The organism is Candidatus Cloacimonadota bacterium (genome assembly GCA_028706475.1).
In the GTDB taxonomy this organism is placed as follows: Bacteria; Cloacimonadota; Cloacimonadia; order Cloacimonadales; family Cloacimonadaceae; genus UBA5456.
On the sequence record JAQWBI010000004.1, the window covers coordinates 1 to 19,962 of the forward strand.

Annotated in this window: 16 protein-coding genes; all 16 read right to left on the reverse strand. The window is 47.8% G+C overall.

The window, feature by feature from the left end; all coding sequences use genetic code 11:
• Window positions 1-166 precede the first annotated feature (166 nt).
• Entirely contained in the window at window positions 167-1,450 is a 1,284-nt protein-coding gene (gene eno, locus PHF32_01670) for a phosphopyruvate hydratase (GenBank protein MDD4559440.1), read from the reverse strand.
• A 96-nt stretch (window positions 1,451-1,546) separates the two neighbouring features.
• Window positions 1,547-1,993: a C-GCAxxG-C-C family protein gene (locus tag PHF32_01675; protein ID MDD4559441.1), complete on the reverse strand. Its 447-nt coding sequence runs from the start codon at window positions 1,991-1,993 to the stop codon at window positions 1,547-1,549.
• Window positions 1,994-1,998: 5 nt separating this feature from the next.
• Entirely contained in the window at window positions 1,999-4,548 is a 2,550-nt protein-coding gene (locus PHF32_01680) for a T9SS type A sorting domain-containing protein (protein MDD4559442.1), read from the reverse strand.
• Between the two features lie 74 nt (window positions 4,549-4,622).
• Window positions 4,623-4,823, reverse strand: coding sequence for a 4Fe-4S binding protein (locus PHF32_01685; protein MDD4559443.1), 201 nt, complete (start codon window positions 4,821-4,823; stop codon window positions 4,623-4,625).
• Window positions 4,824-4,942: 119 nt separating this feature from the next.
• A complete protein-coding gene (gene gpmA / locus PHF32_01690; protein MDD4559444.1) occupies window positions 4,943-5,686 on the reverse strand; it encodes a 2,3-diphosphoglycerate-dependent phosphoglycerate mutase in 744 nt (247 codons plus the stop codon).
• An 88-nt stretch (window positions 5,687-5,774) separates the two neighbouring features.
• The gene (locus tag PHF32_01695; protein MDD4559445.1) at window positions 5,775-6,326 is read right to left on the reverse strand and encodes a cob(I)yrinic acid a,c-diamide adenosyltransferase; all 552 of its coding nucleotides are present in this window, start codon (window positions 6,324-6,326) and stop codon (window positions 5,775-5,777) included.
• A gap of 4 nt (window positions 6,327-6,330) precedes the next feature.
• Window positions 6,331-6,702 (reverse strand): RidA family protein, encoded by a 372-nt coding sequence (locus PHF32_01700; GenBank protein MDD4559446.1) that lies wholly within the window; start codon window positions 6,700-6,702, stop codon window positions 6,331-6,333.
• 12 nt (window positions 6,703-6,714) lie between these two features.
• Window positions 6,715-7,995 (reverse strand): ATP phosphoribosyltransferase regulatory subunit, encoded by a 1,281-nt coding sequence (locus PHF32_01705; protein MDD4559447.1) that lies wholly within the window; start codon window positions 7,993-7,995, stop codon window positions 6,715-6,717.
• Between the two features lie 111 nt (window positions 7,996-8,106).
• Entirely contained in the window at window positions 8,107-10,569 is a 2,463-nt protein-coding gene (locus tag PHF32_01710) for a transglutaminase-like domain-containing protein (protein MDD4559448.1), read from the reverse strand.
• 221 nt (window positions 10,570-10,790) lie between these two features.
• Window positions 10,791-10,961 (reverse strand): zinc-ribbon domain-containing protein, encoded by a 171-nt coding sequence (locus tag PHF32_01715; protein ID MDD4559449.1) that lies wholly within the window; start codon window positions 10,959-10,961, stop codon window positions 10,791-10,793.
• A 634-nt stretch (window positions 10,962-11,595) separates the two neighbouring features.
• On the reverse strand, window positions 11,596-12,870 hold the full coding sequence (locus tag PHF32_01720) for a metallopeptidase TldD-related protein (protein ID MDD4559450.1): 1,275 nt from the start codon (window positions 12,868-12,870) through the stop codon (window positions 11,596-11,598).
• Window positions 12,867-14,309: a TldD/PmbA family protein gene (locus PHF32_01725; protein MDD4559451.1), complete on the reverse strand. Its 1,443-nt coding sequence runs from the start codon at window positions 14,307-14,309 to the stop codon at window positions 12,867-12,869. Before PHF32_01725 ends, PHF32_01720 begins: the two co-directional genes overlap by 4 nt.
• 96 nt (window positions 14,310-14,405) lie before the next feature.
• On the reverse strand, window positions 14,406-15,377 hold the full coding sequence (locus PHF32_01730) for a hypothetical protein (protein MDD4559452.1): 972 nt from the start codon (window positions 15,375-15,377) through the stop codon (window positions 14,406-14,408).
• A 13-nt stretch (window positions 15,378-15,390) separates the two neighbouring features.
• A complete protein-coding gene (locus tag PHF32_01735) occupies window positions 15,391-15,651 on the reverse strand; it encodes a S4 domain-containing protein (GenBank protein ID MDD4559453.1) in 261 nt (86 codons plus the stop codon).
• Complete coding sequence (locus PHF32_01740; protein MDD4559454.1) at window positions 15,641-18,535, reverse strand: PAS domain S-box protein; 2,895 nt, start codon at window positions 18,533-18,535, stop codon at window positions 15,641-15,643. Before PHF32_01740 ends, PHF32_01735 begins: the two co-directional genes overlap by 11 nt.
• Window positions 18,536-18,579: 44 nt before the next feature.
• Window positions 18,580-19,785, reverse strand: coding sequence for an acetate kinase (locus PHF32_01745; protein ID MDD4559455.1), 1,206 nt, complete (start codon window positions 19,783-19,785; stop codon window positions 18,580-18,582).
• Window positions 19,786-19,962 lie beyond the last annotated feature (177 nt).

The window sequence follows — 19,962 nt, forward strand, 5'->3', positions numbered from 1 at the left end:
AGATGTTCAAGGTATGGTGAAGCAGATATTAAGCTGTTATCATCGAGTGGTCACCCGACTATAACCCAATGATATCTGCTTCGATACGCGATGATTCTCTGGGAGTGGAAAGTGCGGATAAGATAAAAAGCCCCCGCCATTGGCAGAGGCATATAAAGAGATAAGGTTATTTGGCTAGTTGTTTGATCACGGATCTTCCGGGGAACCGAGCTGCTTCGCCCAGTTCTTCCTCAATGCGCAAGAGCTGGTTATATTTTTCCACTCTTTCACTGCGGGAGATGCTTCCGGTCTTGATCTGTCCAGTGTTCAACGCCACTACCAGATCTGCAATGAAGGTATCTCCGGTCTCGCCGCTACGGTGCGAGACAACAGCAGTCCAACCCGCTTTGTGAGCGGTGTTGATGGCATCGATGGTCTCGCTGACGCTACCGATCTGATTGAGTTTGATCAACACGGAATTGGCAGCTTGTTCGGCTATACCTTTGCGGATCAGTTTGGGATTGGTGACAAACAGGTCGTCACCCACCAGTTGAATCCTGTTGCCCAGGCGTTTGTTCAAGAGCTTCCAGCCATCCCAATCGTTTTCTGCCAGACCGTCTTCGATGGAGCAGATAGGGTATTTGGCAACGATCTCTTCGTAATAGGAGATCAGCTCTTCGCTGGATAGAATCTTGCCGTCGATGGCGTATTTGCCGTCGTTCTGCACGAAGGATGAAGCGGCGGCATCCAGAGCGATAAAGATGTCTTCACCGGGTTTGTATCCGGCTTTACTAATGGCTTCCACGATCACGATCAAAGCTTCTTCATTGGAAGCCAGATTGGGGGCAAAACCGCCTTCGTCTCCCACTGAAGTGGCAAGGCCGCGCCCCTTTAGAATGGCCTTCAGGTTGTGGAATACTTCAGCGTTCATGCGCAGAGCCTCGCGGAAAGTGCGGGCACCCAGAGGCATCACCATAAATTCCTGAATATCCACATTATTGTCGGCATGTTCGCCACCATTGATGATGTTGCTCATCGGAACTGGCAGAGTGAAGGCATTCACACCGCCCAAATAGCGATATAGCGGGATGTCCAGTTCCATGGCGGAAGCGCGTGCAGCAGCCATCGAGACCGCTAAAATGGCATTAGCGCCCAATTTCGCCTTGTTATCCGTGGCATCGAGTTCCAGCATCATCATATCCAGATTGGCCTGCATTTGAGATTCCATGCCCAAGAGTTCCGTGCCTATGATCTCATCGATGTTTTGTACGGCTTTCAATACGCCTTTGCCCATATAGCGGGATTTGTCGCCATCCCGCAGTTCGATGGCTTCACGTTCGCCGGTGGATGCGCCGCTGGGCACTGATGCCCGGGCACTGATACCGCTCTCCAGATGTATATCGGCTTCCACGGTGGGATTTCCCCGGGAATCCAGTATTTCGCGTCCTTTCACATATATTATCTCGGACATATTACCTCCTAAGGGCTTTCTTATAGTTTTCCAGTAGGGACAAGCCATTTGGTTACCTTGTCTCCATATATGGAAGATATTCTTAATTACAAAACATCAAGCTCCCGCAAGATATCGGAGAGAATTTGAACCGCTCCGTTCACACAATTTGGGCAACGCTCGGCCAGGATTCCGGCTTCGCGGGCAGCTTGTTTTTTGCTCTGGATCACATGGATCAATCTGCAGAATATCCCTGCAGTCCAGCTCACCGAATTGATCCTGCCAGCGTAATACCAGTTCGCGGGTCAAACCGCCGATCTCATCCTTGGCTTCGGGGCTGTATTCGCTAAAACCCGCTGCCAGGCCCAGGGCCATCATCGCTCCAGTCAGGGCTCCGCAGGTGGCTCCTCTATGCATTCCGCCACCAAATGTGGAAGCAATCTTCAGAGCAGTCTTTTCATCCAGTCCCAAAGCGGGAGCAAAGGCAACGAATACGCTCTGGGCGCAGTTGTAGCCTGTGTCAAAGCTTTGTACAGCCTTCTGTTGCCATTGCGATTGTTGCATACTCGTCACTTTGTAACTATGATCTTTTTGTTGATCCGCTGTTTGTTGGCATCCTCAAGGCGCATGAAATAGACGCCACTGCCCAAAGCTCTGCCGCTATTGTCTTTGCCGTTCCAAGTACTCTTTTCGTTCTTGATGGCGCTGTCATAGACCAATTGACCGCGGAGGTTGTAGATATTTAGCATGGGTTTGTCCATGCCTTTTACGTTCAGGTGCAAGGCAGCATTGTTCCCAAAGCTAACTGGGTTTGGATACACCGAAAGCTGAGGCTTTTGGACCAGATCCTCATTGGCAGTAGTAAGGGTGATGGTTACGAAGTTGCTGGGCTCGGTTTCAACTTCGCCGTTCGTAGCCGTCAGCCAAAAGTTGTAAGTGCCGTTTCCCGTTACGCCCCATAGCGTCCAGGATGTATGAAAGCTGGGAATGGTGGTGTAAAGTTGAGGTTCTTCTCCGCTTCTTTGCCAATAAAGCTTGTAACCATCTATGTCGTTCAGCGGCATGGTGGAAGGATTCCACCAAAACTCCAAATTGTAGGATGTGTCTTCAACTAATTCGCTGCGCAACCTCAGATCCGATGGATTTTGCGGAGGCATACGGAAGAACATATATCGCAGCCCCGCTGTGGGTTCCTCAACTTCCAGCATGGTGCTTACACTGCCATCCGTAATCACATACATGCGCTCATAATCCGCACCGGTAATGCGGCGCAAAAGCTGATTCCAGGACTGATCCATTGTTACAAAAGTACGATCTCCAGCGTCATCGATGCTAACACCTACGATGTAGGTAACTGCTATGCCGTTCTCTACATAATTCTGTTGCCAAGTGTAGGAATGGTTGAAATTGGCGATTTGATCGTAGATCTGATCAAAGCCGAAATCCACAGTGTTCCACTGCTCGCCGTCAAACTCCTCATGACGATAGATATAGCGGTTGTCGCCCTCATCATAGAAGTAGTCGATAATATGGGGAGCCAGGAACAGCATGCTTTTGGAGATCGGGAAGACCTCTCTGCCATTGATGATTTCGCTCTCGCCCCGCTGCTCTTTCAGATAATGTTGCCAAGAATCGATGTAAATATCGCCCAGAACGATGTCTTCTCCTGTGGAAGCATCAAATTCTGTGGGACTGATCAAGCTGCCCGGAGCAGCGTAAATCTGGCGGGAAGGTGTAGGTTCGTTGAGCAGGACGTAAAAACTACCTGTTACTTCAGTCTCTATCGTGAAGGGATTGGCATCCAGGTCATGTGTTTCCAGAATCTCGCCACTCACCGGATCCACAAGGAGCAGATTGAGTTCTGTGGGGCTTATTTCGTCGTAGTCTTCTGTATCCCAAGAGAATGAACCGCTGAGAGTGACGCCGGTCTGCGGCTGGAACCAAGGTTCGAAATCCACTGTAGGCAGGCTGGCGCTGTCGTTGTTGTCCATGATGCCGATGCCGATCTCGAACGGAGTATATACTCCCCAATCGTTGTTTTCAGCTTTGATTACGTTTTGGCTGGCGCTGTAACTGGCGCAAACCACAGAGTGCAGAGTGTTGCTCTCGTCGATGTTGTCTTGAATGACATTTTGTCCATAAGCAAAAGGATGATTCAAAGCAAGATCACCCAGGACGGGCATGGCGTTGCCGGTGATATAGAATCCGGTGAAATTTCCGGTAAGGGTGTTTCCGGCGATATAAGGCATCGACGTGGCACCACCGATCATCATGCCGGCACCGCTATTGGTATCTCCGGGGATAAAGTTGTTTATAATCAGGTTGTCGTGAACCACACCGCTGGCATTCAGCAGATAGATACCGGTGAGGTTGCCTTCTATGTGGTTGTAACGGATGGTAGCGTTGATCGCTCCAGCTCCTACAATATCCCATGCAGTGATGCCCTGTTTAAAATTGTCGTGGATATAGTTGTGCTCGATGATGGGATTGTTTTGTCCACCGGCAGATTGGTTTGCCAGTTGGATTGCACCGTAGTATTGGGTTACAGTGCCGTTGTAGCGCACTTCATTGTGATGAATCCAGGCATTACTGTTCTGAGGCACCAAGATACCGTTTTGCATGGTATGTTCAATGATGTTGTGGTGCACATCCATAACTGCAGGATTGAGATTGCCGATGCCATAAAGGTGGAGGCCACGCTGGTTGTAGCTAAAGCGGCTGTAGGAGACTTCCATGGGAGAATCTACTGCATTGATGCCATATTCGGCATATTCCACCACGATGTGCATGAAATTGCTCTCTTCCGTTTCATTTTCCAGGCGAATGCCTTTCCAGAGATTCGTGGGCGGAGTCTGGGCATTCTCAAAGCGTATGCTGTCTGTCTCTGTACCGATAGCTTGGATATTGCCTTCGGCATTGATCTGATAGTTACCCATGGCCTGAACCAATACGCCAGGCTCTATAGTTAGGGTGGAACCGGCTGGGACAGTGACGTCTCCGACCAGGACATACGGATTGTTCGCAGCAGTCCAGGTTCCGCTCTGTATCCCGCTTACATCCGATGAGAATAAGACTGAACAAAGATATAGCAAGAGCAGCAGGAATGTGTATCTTTTCATAAAAATCTCCTTTTACTAAAAGGTGGAGAAGCTGCTATGCTGCTCACTCCACCTGAATCTGTTGAGTAGTTTGCTTACTCGCTGATGGCCGATACCGGACATGTAGCAATGCAAGCCCCGCAATCAATGCAAGTGCCTTCATCACAATCAGCTTTACCGTCAACAAGGCTAAGAGCGCTTACGGGACATACATCCACGCATGCTCCGCAGCCGATGCAGGTTTCTTTATCAATCTTAACAGCCATGATAAGACTCCTTCTGGTTTTTTTTGCCATGTTCTGCGTAGATGGATATTAGTCAAGCTTTTTTGCCTGATTCATATACTCCCATACCAAAGAACAGAACTGGCAGCTCCGCTTGGTATGGAACATCCTGCACCAGCCAGCTGATCACGTTAGTTCTTGGCTTGATTTGCCACCTTATTGGCCGCTGCCTTCACTTCTTCTTCATCGGCCAGATAATATCGATTGCGGACTTGTAGGTCCTTATCGAATTCGTAAACCAGAGGAATCCCGGTAGGGATATTCAAGCTCACGATCTCGCTATCAGAGATCTGATCGAGGTTTTTCACAATAGCGCGCAAGCTGTTGCCATGGGCTGTTACCACCATCTTGCGACCTGCTGCCAGGCGTGGAATAATCACATCTTTCCAGAAGGGCATGGTACGCGCTACGGTATCTTTCAAAGATTCACATAGAGGGATATGCTTCTCTTCCAGATGCCTGTAGCGAATATCAGCACCGGGATAGCGCTCATCGTTTTTATCCAGCGCGGGAGGTGGCGTGTCGTAGCTTCTGCGCCAGGCCAACACCTGTTCTTCACCGTATTTGGCGGCTGTCTCTGCTTTGTTCAAACCCTGTAATGCCCCGTAATGGCGTTCATTAAGCCGCCAATCATGCTGGATGGGGATATACATCAAGTCCATCTCGTCTAAGACCATCCACAATGTACGGATGGCTCGTTTTAATACCGAGGTGTGAGCTTCATCGAAGCTAAAGCCGGCTTCTTTGAGGCGTCTTCCGGCTTCTTTGGCCTCCAGCATGCCTTTTTCCGAAAGATCAACGTCCGTCCAGCCGGTAAAGAGATTAGCTTTGTTCCATTCGCTCTCACCGTGTCTTATCAATACTATCTTGTACATATTCCATTCTCCTAATGCATCAGAAAATCTGCCTTTCTGGCCCTGCAGCTTACATAATAATCTGCTTATTGGGCACAGCTGCTTGTCTTTATGTTTTATTGCAACCTGTATCAAGTTTGCTTTTGTATGTCAATACTCCTTCCTGAACCTCGATTGCGCGGGCCAGGATAAAAAAGAAATCTGAGAGCCGGTTCACATATTTTATCAGATTGGGAGGGACATCCGAGGCTTGTGCCAAAGCGATTACCCGGCGTTCGGCACGACGGGCAACGGTGCGACAAATATCCAAATGCGCACTGGCAATGCAGGATCCCGGAACCACGAAGCCTTGCAGATTTACCCGCTCCTCATAGAGGTGAATAGTATCCGTGATGGCATCCACTTCTTCCTTGCAGATGGGCATCAGATAGCTTCCATCCGGTGTGGCAAGCTCTCCCATCACACGGTACAGGCGGTTTTGAGTGTCCAGCAAGAGCTTTTTGATCTCCACATCTCCTATATGGTGTTTGGCTTCACTGATGAAGGCATCCAGTTCGTCCAAGCTGCCATAGGCATCCACACGCAGATCGCTCTTCAACACCCTTTCGCCGGTGTATAAAGAGGTGCTACCCTGGTCTCCGCCTTTTGTAGTGATGCTCAAGGTATTACCTCATCGCGATCACGGATATTTCTACTAAGCCGTCTTTGGGCAAGCGCGCCACCTGAACGGCTTCACGAGCCGGATATGGTGCACTGAAGTTGCGTGCATAGATCTCATTTAGCAGGGCAAAATCGTTCATATCTTTCATAAACACTGTTACTTTCATTACATGAGACATTCCCATACCGGCAGCTTCCAATATGGCTTTCAAGTGCTGAAACACCAGATTCGCCTGGGCTTCAAAACCATCTGCCATATTCCCGGTATTTGGATCTATCCCCAATTGACCGCTAACAAACAAAGTGTCGTTCCTCAATGCTGCCTGCGAGTAAGGGCCGATAGCAGCCGGTGCACTGTGTGTCATGATGGATTTCATTGTATCTCCTTGTTATGAGTTATTTAAAGATTTGCGGGCCAGCAGAATGGCATCCGTGATCTCGTGGAGCCCGATGTAATCCTGATGTTCTTTGATGATGTTGCGCATCAGGATCTTACCCTCACGCACATTCTCATCCCGGATCACGATCAGCAGTTCACAGAGGGCTTTTTGAGCTAAAACCACATCCTCATCGATGCTGTGCTTGTCCGTGCTGAGTACAGTCTTGATATCGTTATCGTGCAGTTCCTGAGCTATCTGCAGCATCATCATCTCCAGGTCTTCGCTTTGCGAGGCAATGTAAACGCTGAAAGACTTGTCCAGAGGAGTAAACAGCCCTCGCCGATCCATCGTGTCAAAAATGCTGTCGATATTCAGATAAAAACCCACCGCGGGGATCTTCTTGCCGGTAATCATCTGTGAAAGAAAGTCATAACGCCCGCCACCGCCGATCACCAAGTCATTGCCCCCGTTGCGGATTACGAAGTCAAACACGGTCTCGTTGTAATAAGCGAAGTTCTTGAACATGCGTGGATTGATCGTGTATTCGTGTGCCAGATTGGCTTGGATCATCTTTACCCGGCTAAAGTTTTTTTTGCACTTTGGGCAAAGGTAATCCAGCATCCGCGGACCTTTCGTGATGGTTTCCCAGCACTGCTCGTTATCACAGCCCGGATCCGCAAAGGGATTGGTGTATAGCTTTGTAAAGCAAGGTGTGCACAATCCGTCCTTGTGTTTGTCCAGATAGTCTTTCATATCTGAAACATAGGCAGGACGACAGACTTGGCAGCCAAAGCTGTTGAGGTGAAGCCGGACATCTTTCAATCCCAGGTTTTGGCAGATATTAATCCCCAATGAAATCACTTCATTCTCCGAAATCACGCTGTCGCTGCCTAATAGCTCCACTCCCAATTGATGAAATTCCCTGGGTGCTGCGCTGTTTTCTTTGCGAAACATCGGACCCATATAGTAGAAGCGGTGCACATCTCTGTCCTTAATAATCTGCGCTGTGTGGTGCAACACGCTGATGGTGCCTTCCGGGCGTAGAGTAAGCAGGCTGATATCTCCATTGGGACGGGACAGATTGACAATGCCTTCGGTGGCGTGTTCGACTTCATCTTCCTGCATTAGTGCGGTAATTCCCTGGTGGATTACCTCGTAATCCTGCAGGACAGACAGCCGAATCTCCTGATAATCGTGCAAAGCTAGCACATTGGCCACCTTCTGTTCCAATATCTTCCACTTCCACACCTTATCAGGCATAAATTGATGGATGCCAAGATTGCTATTCACTGCAGTCGTTCCTTCCTAATATATGTACTTATACTGGAAAATATAACGATGTTTTCGCCCCAAGCCACGAAAAAGGGCAAAGCGTACTCCAATGTCCCTTCCAAAAGCGATTTATGGAAGCTTGCTCCAGATGCCTTCATACATCCTCCAGCCTTCTGCTGTTCTATATAGAGTAATTACCGCATGTGCAAAACCGGGATCGCTATGAACCATATCCTGCCAGACCGGATTGAACACATATCCTGGCAAACGATGGGAACCTTGCTGAGTATAGCCGTAAAATACAAAGCCTCTATCCATATCCAACAGCTTCTGAGCTATGCGCATGCTATTTTCCTGATCGATGTTTCCGAAGATCACCACATCCTTCCCTGTCAAATCCGTATCATCAAGCATTTGCAACATCTCCTGACTGGCTTTCTCCCAAGTTCTGGGATACTCCTGCGCGACTATCTGTAGTGAATCTGTGCCAGGAGTAATAGGAATCATCTTGAATGCTGTCTTACTATCCGATATCCGGTAGCCAAAGTTCAGTTGCATCTCACTCTCTGGCATTGCCAGGCGATATCTCCCAGCTCCCAATTCATCCACAGAGGCGTTGATATCGTAAAAAGCACCCTCGACAAAGCGAGTAGGGGTAAAGTGCTCCCGAGCATTGTTGATGGGCACGCCATCTGCATCGGTCAACATAATATCCAGATAGTTACTACTCTGTTTCTGCACTTCATGCTTGGCCAATTTACCTTGTTTCAGATCATAATACTGCCAGTCATCATCCCGATAGACCAGAATGTTATCGGGCAAGCGAGTGAATTGTGCGGGGATTCCGTTTGCCCTCAGAATATAGATAGCCAGCATCCTGTATTGAGTATCGCTGAGGTATTTCTGAGCTGCCAGCACGTCCAGTCTGGGCTGTCCGGACAGTGCTTTTGCACCGTCTATCTTGTATTTACGCTTCTGCCACTTCAGTGCCTTATCCATGCGCTTTTGCGGTGTCTTTCCTGATTTCCGGAACGAATCGGGATACAGGATTGCCTTTGCTTTCTTGATCTGAGGGCGAGGCAATTCCTCGTAGAATACTGAAGGCATTATCAGCTCCGGAGGTGCATCACGATCCTGATCCTGCCAAAAACGATAGACTGCCTCCAAAAGCTGCGCATCTGCCTGCCACATAAACTTGGGATCGTATCCCATCAAAAAGCCGATAAAGCTATCATCAACAGGCGTGTTCGCTTGCCAAAACTTCTCCAATTCGCCCAAGTTCCCCCGCGCAATCAGCGCTAGACTGTCCGGAACAGGAGACGCTTTCGCCCGCTCTTGCCAAGCGTCTATAGTGCTTTGCCAAGCCTCTTTGCGGGAAGCTATTTCTTCCTGATATTGCAGTGGAGCTTCCCGCCACACCATTTCATTGCCGGGATAGTTCATTACCGCATCAATGGCCTTTACATCCTGTTCGATAAGCACCAGTTCCACCGTTATCTTCTTTACTTCAGAGGCAGTTACTTTACTGAGTGCGTGTTTGGCATCTTTGTAAGCAGAAAGATAAAAATCCCCACTACCGGTACTGAATCCCAGCCTGCCATTCGCATCGCTTCTCAAATAAATGATAGGACGCAGAGCCCCCCAGTTATACACCATCACAGCTACCTGCACATCCGCAAGCGGTTTGGCATCTTCATCCACGCAAATGATCTCCACACGGCGGGTGCGATCTTTGGCATAATTGGCGGTTGAATTGATGATGGTATCGTAATTTCCACGGATCAGAACCTCATCGTCTTCCGCTGCCAGACTGCCTTCTGCCAGGATTAATACAGTCTTGTCGATCATCCCGCTAAACCATGTTTGATCGGGAAAGTATGCGGCATCCATATCCCCGGTGTAATGCCACTCTGCATCCAAAAACACTTCTGCCCAAGCGTGATTGTTGTCCATATGTGCCCACCAGGGAGTACTGGCGGGACGAGACGGCAATCCCACTGTGCGAGCGGCGGCTACAAAGAGAATCTGCATCTCCTCACAGCGTCCGGTAAGGCTTTTTCGGGTAATGTCCAAGGGAGATTGATCGCGCCCGCTGGTCTGCATAAAGAGCATTTTTCCCACACACCAGCTCGCCACTGCCCTGTAACGTTGAAGGGGATCGGATATCTCCAGCACTTCCTGCAGTCCATCTTCAAGCATCGCTTTACGATAGGGGCTGAGGCGTTCGTCTGAAACACTCTGCTTTGCAATGTAAGATAGAAAGAACTCTGCGGAATAGTTCATGCCCTCTTTTTGCAGAAGATCGGTAATCGCCTGATAGTTTTCCATTACTATCTGCGGGGAAGCTTCTGCAAGCTTGCTATCAGCCTCATAAGCCAGAAGATACGCCATCAGGATATCGTCGTTACTTTGCAGTATCTCGCGGTAAGATCTAGCCAGCTTTCGAGGTAGTTTATTCAGGTTTGTACCGGCTTTTTGTTGAAGAGTGGTATAGAGTGTGGGATTGCCGGATTTCTGCAGCTCTTTGGGCAGTATTCCATTCAACTGCAACACTGCAACAATAAGTATCAGTAAAGGGACTATCTTGCGCATCAATTCTCCTCTGAGTCTGTTTTGGGCCGCAGTTTACATAATCCTGGGCCTAGGATATATCCATTGAATATGAGGACATTCAATAGCTGTCGCAGTTGCCTTTGTAACTGAAGGGCAGTTTTTGGCAAGGAAAAGCTGAGTATCCCAAAAGTCGCAGAATTTGGCGGGAACCAAAAAACCGCCTCCGAAGAGGCGGTGGATTGTTGTTTCTATTGCCAGTTTTAGCGATTCTGGAATCTTTTACGATTGAATTCTGCTTTTTTGGCTTTGCGGCATTCAGGGCAACGTTGAGGTTCGTTTTGTAAGCCCTTTTCTCTGTAGAATTCTTGCTCTCCGTCGGTGAACACAAATTCTTTGTTGCAGTCTCTGCAGATAATGGTTTTGTCGGCCATTTTGTATCTCCTGTGTTTTTGTTGGGGATCGAACATTCTTGGGCTTTCCCGTAAACACAAGGAATTGGCACTTGGGAATGTTGAATCACATCTGTTTTGACTATGTTTAAACATTCATTTTTCTGTCAATACATTTTTTGGAATTTGCATATTCTGCTATGGATTTTTTTCATCACTCAAAACATGGCAAGCTCCAAATCTTCTGATATCCAGTATTCGAGGCACTATACCCGCTACGGCAACAGGGTAGATATTTCGAAGGTCCAAGCCGGGATCATACAACATGCGTCACACAAACCCGGCTTGAAACCTTTTTTTGCTATCGCTCTTCTACCTATGTCTGGATTATGCAAAATCCTAGAGACTCATCACGGAACGAATGTCGTTTTACAACTGGGCTGCCAACTCCACTTTGGCAGATAATCCACCGACCGGTTCAACGGCTTCATTCCTCCTCTGGTTTATCGATACTTGAACCTGATATTATCGGGTTATCATCGAGTGAACACAGGATGATAACGGCTTGATATCAGCTTCAACACTGCATAGAACAAAGGGAAAGAGGAGAATGATTCAAAAGCTCCCTTGGGTCGCTGTGGCAATTCGTAGATTACATACCAAGCTAGACATAACACTAGAACGAAGTTTTATCCACGAAGTTGAATCCATCCACCAGGATGGGCGGTACGACAGCGCTTGCAGATGCCAGTTGAGCCCTGCCCAGTGCCAGTATTCTTTGTGTCATTTCGTGAGGGATCTCGTTGAATCGCAGATTGTTTACCGCATGTTTTATCTCGCCGTTTTCAAAGTACAATACGCCGTCACGGGTCATACCGGTGAGTTCACCTCGCTTCATATCCACCGGGCGGATATACCAGAAACGGTTTAGAATGAGTCCTCTGGGAACCATCTGCATCATTTCTGCTTCGCTGGTATCTTCACCGGGGATATACATATTGAAAGGCATTTGTGCTTCACATCCGGTTTTCTGCGCCCAGTAGCGATCCACGGGCATGTTCTTCAGTACTCCCCGCTCCACCCAACAAGTCTCTTTTGACGGTAAACCCAGCATATCAAAAGCCGGTGCCAATATATCGTTGTTCGAAAGAGTAGAATACAGGCTGAACTTCTTGCCAAAGCACTCTTTCCCCAACATCCCTGTAAAAGGCGTGAAGCCCTCATCGCTCTGTCTGCGGTTCATCATCCAGTTCATATACCACATCAGTTCTAGCAGGGCAGGCGGACGCAGGATCACGGCGATCTTTTGCGCATTAAAAGACTGCTGATGTGCCAGAGCTTCAGCTTGGGATACCAAGCGGGCAAACTCGCTCTCCAGATCGAAAGGAGCAAAGTCTTTGGCCTCGTAGCTCACTTTAGTTTCCACCTCAGCTTTTTTGATGGTCATGGAATGTCCAAATTGAGTAGAGGATTCTTCCCCAGAGAAGCCATTCTTGCTGAAGAGATAGTTGCAGTTATAATGCTTTTCGCACATCCCTGATACTGTGGCATCCATCGCCTTGGCTTTATCGATGCTCTTTTGCACGATATCCACCATCTGAGCGGGGGTAAGCTTCAGAGTTGCTTCTGAGCAATTCTGCACTTTCGGCAATTCAGCGGGACCAACTGATGGCATATGTTCCGGATCTTCTGGAGCCAGGTGCGCATTCTCTTCTGCTGTTTGGATTAGTCTTGCCAGGTTTTCTTCATCACCCTGATTGACCAAGCTTTTACCGCTTTTTGTGCCAAATGATACATGGAAATCAATCCAGACCTTTGGCCCTGCCAGATGTTGTGTAATACCGTTTTGGGCAAAGCGGGTTTCATGGCTGTCGCTTTCTTTTATCCAGCAGGTGTAATCATCTGCGGAACAGTGTTCTCTGATGTATTGTTCGACGAATTTCTTGTTCATTGGGAACCTCCCACACGGATATTTCTGAATCTTGCTGGAGCAGAACCATGGGTCATGCGGGCAGTTTGTGAAGGTTGCCCTTTACCGCAATTGACCACACCGAAGGGACGCCAGAAACGCTCGTCACAGATGGCGTCGCAGCTATTCCAAAACTCTGGATTACAGGATTTGTAGAGCACTTTCTTGAGGGGTCGGAAGAGCTTGCCGTTCTTGATCTCCCAGAAGAAATCTCCACCAAACTGGAAATTCACCCGGTGTTGATCGATTGAAAAACTGCCTCTGCCCTGTATATATACGCCCTCTTCGGTATCTGCAATCAATTCCGCCGGGCTCAAGGGCTTGGTTCCGGGTAACATATACAGGTTTGGAATACGGTTGATGGGCTGGTCAAAATAGTAGGTAGCTCTGTTGCATCCGCGCGAGTAATCCAAGCCAATCTCCATGGCTGTGTCCCGTGTGGTTCCATATTCGTTCAGGATACCGTCTTTAATGATGTACCACTTCTGACCGGGAACGCCATCGTCGTCAAAGCCCATAGTAGCCATACCTTCGGGGAGAGTGTTGTCACCCACGAAGTTCACAATCTCGCTGGCATACCGATAGTTCTTTAGCTTTTCCGGAGTGGCAAATGATACTCCCGCAAAATCTGCTTCCCAACCCAATACGCGGTCCAACTCGGTGGGATGTCCCACGGATTCATGCATGGTAAGGCCCAGATGATTCGGATCAAGGATCAGCGTGCGGCGTTCTTCAGCACCCAAAGTATCTGCTTTTACTTTTATCAATGCCTCTTGCGCCACGTGTTTCGCCTGTTCTGCTAGGTTCAATTCTTCGATCCACTCCCAGCCAACTGTTCTGCCGCCCTCGTCAAAGGTGCGGGACTGACTGTCCCCATCGGCAACTGCAGTAGCAGTGATAATTGGATTGATGTAGATGTAAGTAATATCCAGACGTGTGCCCAGAGTGCTGGCAAAGAGCTTTTCATCCTTGTGCATGATGATGTAGCTTACGGCTTGGCGAATACCTTCATAGGCCAGCATATTGCGGTTTATCTCCAGCAGTAGATCCACCTTTTCGGTTAAGGGGATCTCGAAGGGGTCTTTCTTCACGGGAGTCCTGTACGATGCGATATAGCTGCGTTCCGGTGCCAGGCGGAGCTTTTTATCCTTGTTTACAGATGCAGAGAGCATTGCTATATCAAATGCTCTTTGCACCGTGTCAAGAACAGCTTCATCGCTGTAAACGTTGTTGTGTGCAAAGCCCCAGGCACCGTCCTTGAATACTCTAATGCCATAACCGTCCACCACTTGTGTATTTGCGGATTTCAGACTGAGATTGCGCATTAGGATGAGTTGGTCTGTGCTTCTTTGAATACGGATGTCAGCATATTCTGCACCGAGGCTGGCAGCCGCATTCATCGCGAGATCGAGATATTTCATATCCATCCTCCAGAATGGCTTGATTTATAAAGCATGTATAGCCGTTTCCGACTATCAAAAACAGCTATTGCTAGATGATGTCTCTCGCCAGATCTGTCAAGGTCTATCTGCGCTTTCTTCGTCATCCGCTTCATCTTCCAGGGGCAGATCCGGTAAACCCTGCATTCTGCGCCGGCGCTTGCGGGCAATGGCAAACATCACAAAAGGCAGAAAGGCAAATACTACAGTGTTCAATGCTACAAACAGATACAGATAGCCTTGTCGCTTGCTATACGAGCCGAAGCTTGTGTGAAAATCCCAAAGTGATGTCTGATAGCTTTGTGCAAAAGTTTGAGAAAAGATGCTACGCTTGCCCGCCTTGTTATTTGCAGCCACCTGATTCCAGAAGCTCTGCCACTGGGCTGGAAAGCGATCCTGCATATAGTGGGTTGCCATCGCCGAACTCAGATAGAAGTGAGGCCAGTCCTCCCGATTCTCAGGATATCTGTAGCTCATACGAAAGAGATCGCTTTGGGGTTGGATCAGGCTTTCTTTCAGATAGATGAGATATCGTTCATAACCCAATTGCTGGCTGAAATAGGTTGCCATACCTTCATGAAACCAGAGCGGAGCTTGAATAAACAGCTCCTCAATGTACCAGTGTATGTATTCATGCACCATTATCTTCAGATGATTGTCCGATACCTGATCTTTACTGCGAGCAAAGATGGCGCCTTCCTTCGAGTTGTAAAAAGCTTCACTAAATTCCACTATTGAAGCACTATCTTCACTCAGACTCCGGTATTCATCCTCGCCATACACGATGTATATGGGCACTTTAGCATCTGGATACACTCCAAATTGCATTTGCAGATCACCGATCTTGCCATCAAGAGCTTTACTGAGGTCGTAATCCGCGGGGGAAGCTGGTTTATTGCTGTAGAGATCATAATATGAATTGCTGACCACCAAAAAGTGCGTGGCTGGCATCATATGAGCTATGAATAGATAGAGCACAAGGCAAAGCAGCTTCTTTGGTAGCGACCGGACATAGCAGATGTATCCCTGTCTGCCTTGCTTTGTGCTCATAGCGATGCTTTGCCTATTCCAGAGGCTCCCGCTTCAGCATTTCATAATAGTTGCCAGCATCCTTTTTGGATACATTCCCCATAGGTAACTCCTTGATGCGGAATTGATGCAGATAACCGTACAGTTTCATCTCCACAATGTCATTTGCTTTTACCATCAGGGATGCTTTGGCTGCTTTACCGTTCACCAATATCAAGCCTTTGTCGCAGGCATTTTTGGCGATGCTGCGCGTTTTAGTGAGGCACAGCTTGTTCATCAGCAGGTCAATTCGCACTTTTCTCCTCTCCGTTGAAAGCGTCACGAATGCTGGTAGCTATATCACGGATTTTGAATGGCTTCATAATGAAGTCCTTGATGCCTTTTTCCCGGGCATCATCCACGGAGATCAGGGTAGTGAATCCGGTGCAGATAATCACCGGAAGACCCTGCTTCATTGCCATCAACCGTTGCGCCAAATCGACTCCGTTTATATAGGGCATCGTCGTATCTGTTACCAGCATATCAACTTTATCCGGGTATTTCTCGAAGTACTCCAGGGCTTTACGAGGATCGGTAAAACCTTCCACCTTATAACCAAGGCGCATCAAGCCCTGACGGAATACATTCACCAATGCCGGCTCATCATCCACAAACATAATAGTCTCTGTTCCACCGATATCCATGGCTTCTTCGTCTTCTTGTTTGTGAGTATGCCATTCGTCCGGCGTGTAAACGGGAATATAGATGTAGAAACTGGTACCGACTCCTAATGTACTGTCCACTCTCACCGCTCCATGATGCGATTGCACGATACTATGGACGATCGAGAGTCCCAGCCCGGTGCCTTCATTATTGCTCTTAGTAGTAAAATAGGGATCGAAAATATGATCCATGATAGCGGGATCGATTCCGGTTCCGTTGTCGCTGACTGTCACCTTGAGGTATTGACACTGTTTTAACTCCGGAAAAGCCTGCATATCCTGGGATTTGAAGTTTACCACTTCCACTGCGACACTTAGTTCGGCACCATCTTTATGCAGCGCATGCATAGCGTTTGTGCCCAAGTTTATGATGATCTGATGTATCTGTCCGGGTACGGCGATTACCGTGCTGCGTTCTGTTGTATAATTCTCTTTGATCTTAATTGAACGTGGTAGATAGCTGCGAAGGAAGCGTACTGATTCTTTTACGTGATCCACCAGTTCCACGACCTCCGTCTTGGATTCTTCCTGACGCGAGAAAGAGATCAGGTGAGAGATCATTTCCTTGGCTCTGGTAGAGCTTTTCAGTACTTCCACCAAGTTCAGTGCAGCGTCACTATCCGGAGGCAGATCGTCTCCGGCTAATTCCGTGTAACCGATAATGGCGGAGAGGATATTGTTAAAATCGTGAGCGATGCCTCCGGTGAGGCGTCCGATTGCTTCCAGGCGCTGCGTGCGTTTCTGCTGTTCTTCCCGCATGATCTCGTAAGTAACATCTTTACAGCTGGCAATGATGCTGGAGAGAATGCCTTCTTGATCGATAACCGGCTTCACGACCATATCCAGAGTGATTTTCTTGCTGTCTTTGCGGATCATATCCACTTTCCCGCGCCAGGGTTGAGAAGAGCGTACTCGCAGCCAGGATTGCTGCATTTCCTTGCGACTGGTCGCATCGAAGGGGAGGCATTCAAAGGGCTGGTCCAAAAGCTCAATACGCCGATAGGAAGTGATCCTTTCGAAAATGGTATTCACATATTGGATATTGCCTTGAGGGCTAAAGATCAAAATGCCTTCTCCCGCCTGTTCAATAGCTTGGAAGAGCACATTTATCTTCTCGTCTGCCTGTTTTTTATTCAAAGCGTAGGCGATTTGTTCGGAGATCGATTCCAGCAGCACGCGGTCATCATCGTCGTAGAGATCACCTCGTTGATAGGATTGCACCACAATGGCTCCGATCACTTTCCCGGCCAGCATCAGCGGAACTCCCAGGAAGTTGCGGCAGATTACACCCAAGAAACCCTTGTCTGCAGTACGATCACAAATTCCCTGTTCCGATAGCAACAGAGTGCGCTCTTCCGAGATAATCTGTGCGGTAAGCGAGGTATTGTTGTCTGCTTCCACAGGGCTGGAATCCTCGTTCATCTCGTCGACCAGATAGGGGAATGTGATGATATTGCTGCGTTTATCGTACAACGCAATATAGAAGTTTGTAACGTCCAGCACTTGCGATAGAGCTTGATGGATGGTATAAAAGAGATCGTCCAGGCTACACTCGGTATTTACAGCGTGGGAGATTTGATGCAAGATTCCTGTAACCCGTTCAGATTTGCGAATCGGGCTAAGGTCAGAAAAGACTGCTGCATAGAGCTTTTCTTTTGCGCTGTTGATGGGAACCAATGCCAGTCTATGATCGTGCAACTTGTGCCTGGTGTCAAAGAAGCTATACTCTATGTTTCTGTGTTCTGATGGCGGTTTTACAAAGAAATCCATCAGTTCTTGTTCTACCAGATCATTTCCCGAGGTCAGATTCACTGTTTTGCTGAAGGTGGTAAAGTAATCTTTAATGGAGCTTCCAACCAGCATATATGCGCTTAGTCCGCTCAGGTTTTCCAAAGCATGGTTCACCAAAAAGATCTTCCCCTTTTCATCCAGCAGCATCATTCCTTCAGATACCTGCTCAAATATGCATCTGAACAGCGCTTCGCGTTCTTCCAGTTCTTTGCGGATTCTATCCAAGCCGGTGATGTCCTGCATGGCTACGATCACTCGCTTGAAGTCCTCTTCCGCATCACCGGGGATACTCCAGGATATTCTGAAATGTAAGGCATTACCGTTTAGGTCGTAGTTTATAACTTGTCCCTCAAAGCTTTTTCGGCCTTCGGAAATCGCCACTATAGAGGCGAGGACACTTTCTCCCGCTTCGGCTCTGAAGACTTTATGGATGTTGTTCAGCAATTCCTGTTTGCTGGATGCACCAAAAATCCTCAGAGTGGTACTGTTTACATCCACTATCCTCAGTTTTGCCGTACACTCATGGAATTTTTCAGGATAAGTACGGAAATAAGCTTTGATGTCTTTCACTTCATCTTTTCGAAGCGCTTGAATGTAGCTATATACATCCGAAAAGTCCTCCACCCAAAGCGACACCGGAGATTGGTCATAAAGCATCCGATAAAAACTGGTCTTAAGTTTTCTCATTCAAACAAACCCCTGCTTAAGTATGATACATGTGAGCATTTTGCTCATTCTTTGTTGATCAATCTCTGTGTTTCCAGAGCAATCATCAATTCTTCGTTCGTAGGTATTTTCAGCACTGTTACTTTGGATTCCGGTGTGCTAAGCACTTGGATATCGTCGGTAAAACGGGCATTCTCTGCCAAATTCAATGTGATTCCCAAGGCATCCAGATTTCTGCAAACCTGCTCTCTGAGAATGGACATATTTTCTCCCACACCTCCGGTAAAGATGATCACATCCACTCCATTCAGAGCGGCGATATAGCTGCCGATGTATTTCTTGATCCTATAGCAATAGACATCATGAGCCTGAATAGCTTTGGGATTCTTACGGATCAGGATCTCATCTTCGATCTGACGCATATCGTTGGAGACTTGTGAAAGACCCAGCATCCCGCTTTTTTTGTTCAGGATATTATTCACATCATCCACGCTAAGGCCCAAGGCCTGTTGCATGTGGATGGGGATTGCAGGATCGATATCGCCGCAACGGGTGCCCATCATCAAACCTTCCAGCGGAGTCAGACCCATGGAAGTGTCGATGGATTTGCCCCCATCGATGGCGGTGATGGAAGCACCATTACCTATATGGCAGGATATTATCTTCATGTCTTCAATGTCTTTATGCAAAAATTCAGCTGCTTTCAGGCTTACATATTTGTGACTGGTTCCGTGAAAACCATAGCGGCGAATCTTATGTTCCAGATAAAATTCCAGCGGCAGAGGGTAGAGATAGGCTTCTGACGGCATGCTTTGATGGTAAGCCGTGTCAAACACACCACACTGTGGGCAATCCGGCATGGCAGTCCGCACAGCTTCTATTCCCTTCAGGTTGGCGGGATTGTGCAAGGGTGCCAGCGATACGCAATCCTGCATCACTTCCACCACATGATCCGTAACCACCACGGCATCGGAGTAATACTCTCCGGCATGCACCAATCTGTGCCCCACCGCGTCTATCTCGTGCAAATGGTTCAAGACGCCATGGCTGCTGTCCACCAATTCATCAAGAATCAATTGAAGACCTTGTTCGTGGTTTTCGATAACCATCTTGTGTTTCTTCTTCGTGTAAATGGGACTTTTATATGTGAAAAATGCGATGTCTTCTCCAATTTTTTCAACTATCCCTTCAGCCATTACATCGCGGGTTTTCATATCGATTAATTGATACTTTATGGATGAGCTGCCACAGTTTAGAACTAATATCTTCATTTGATTCCTCGTAGAATTATACTTTGGTGCATATAATCTCAAGTGCAATGATGTGTCAAACAAAATTGCGAAATATGACTATTTTTTCAAATGCACGGTGTAACTATTTGTGCTATAAGCATCCCGGGGAAGAGAAATCTCCGTCTGCCAAGCCTGCTTTATAGATTATCCGGTTTT

What these genes read in the sequence shown, in the direction of transcription:
- eno (MDD4559440.1), bottom strand. Translation starts at nt 1,450, where the DNA reads ATGTCCGAGATAATATATGTGAAAGGACGCGAAATACTGGATTCCCGG.
- PHF32_01675 (MDD4559441.1), bottom strand. Translation starts at nt 1,993, where the DNA reads ATGCAACAATCGCAATGGCAACAGAAGGCTGTACAAAGCTTTGACACA.
- PHF32_01680 (MDD4559442.1), bottom strand. Translation starts at nt 4,548, where the DNA reads ATGAAAAGATACACATTCCTGCTGCTCTTGCTATATCTTTGTTCAGTC.
- PHF32_01685 (MDD4559443.1), bottom strand. Translation starts at nt 4,823, where the DNA reads ATGGCAAAAAAAACCAGAAGGAGTCTTATCATGGCTGTTAAGATTGAT.
- gpmA (MDD4559444.1), bottom strand. Translation starts at nt 5,686, where the DNA reads ATGTACAAGATAGTATTGATAAGACACGGTGAGAGCGAATGGAACAAA.
- PHF32_01700 (MDD4559446.1), bottom strand. Translation starts at nt 6,702, where the DNA reads ATGAAATCCATCATGACACACAGTGCACCGGCTGCTATCGGCCCTTAC.
- PHF32_01710 (MDD4559448.1), bottom strand. Translation starts at nt 10,569, where the DNA reads ATGCGCAAGATAGTCCCTTTACTGATACTTATTGTTGCAGTGTTGCAG.
- PHF32_01715 (MDD4559449.1), bottom strand. Translation starts at nt 10,961, where the DNA reads ATGGCCGACAAAACCATTATCTGCAGAGACTGCAACAAAGAATTTGTG.
- PHF32_01720 (MDD4559450.1), bottom strand. Translation starts at nt 12,870, where the DNA reads ATGAACAAGAAATTCGTCGAACAATACATCAGAGAACACTGTTCCGCA.
- PHF32_01725 (MDD4559451.1), bottom strand. Translation starts at nt 14,309, where the DNA reads ATGAAATATCTCGATCTCGCGATGAATGCGGCTGCCAGCCTCGGTGCA.
- PHF32_01730 (MDD4559452.1), bottom strand. Translation starts at nt 15,377, where the DNA reads ATGAGCACAAAGCAAGGCAGACAGGGATACATCTGCTATGTCCGGTCG.
- PHF32_01740 (MDD4559454.1), bottom strand. Translation starts at nt 18,535, where the DNA reads ATGAGAAAACTTAAGACCAGTTTTTATCGGATGCTTTATGACCAATCT.
- PHF32_01745 (MDD4559455.1), bottom strand. Translation starts at nt 19,785, where the DNA reads ATGAAGATATTAGTTCTAAACTGTGGCAGCTCATCCATAAAGTATCAA.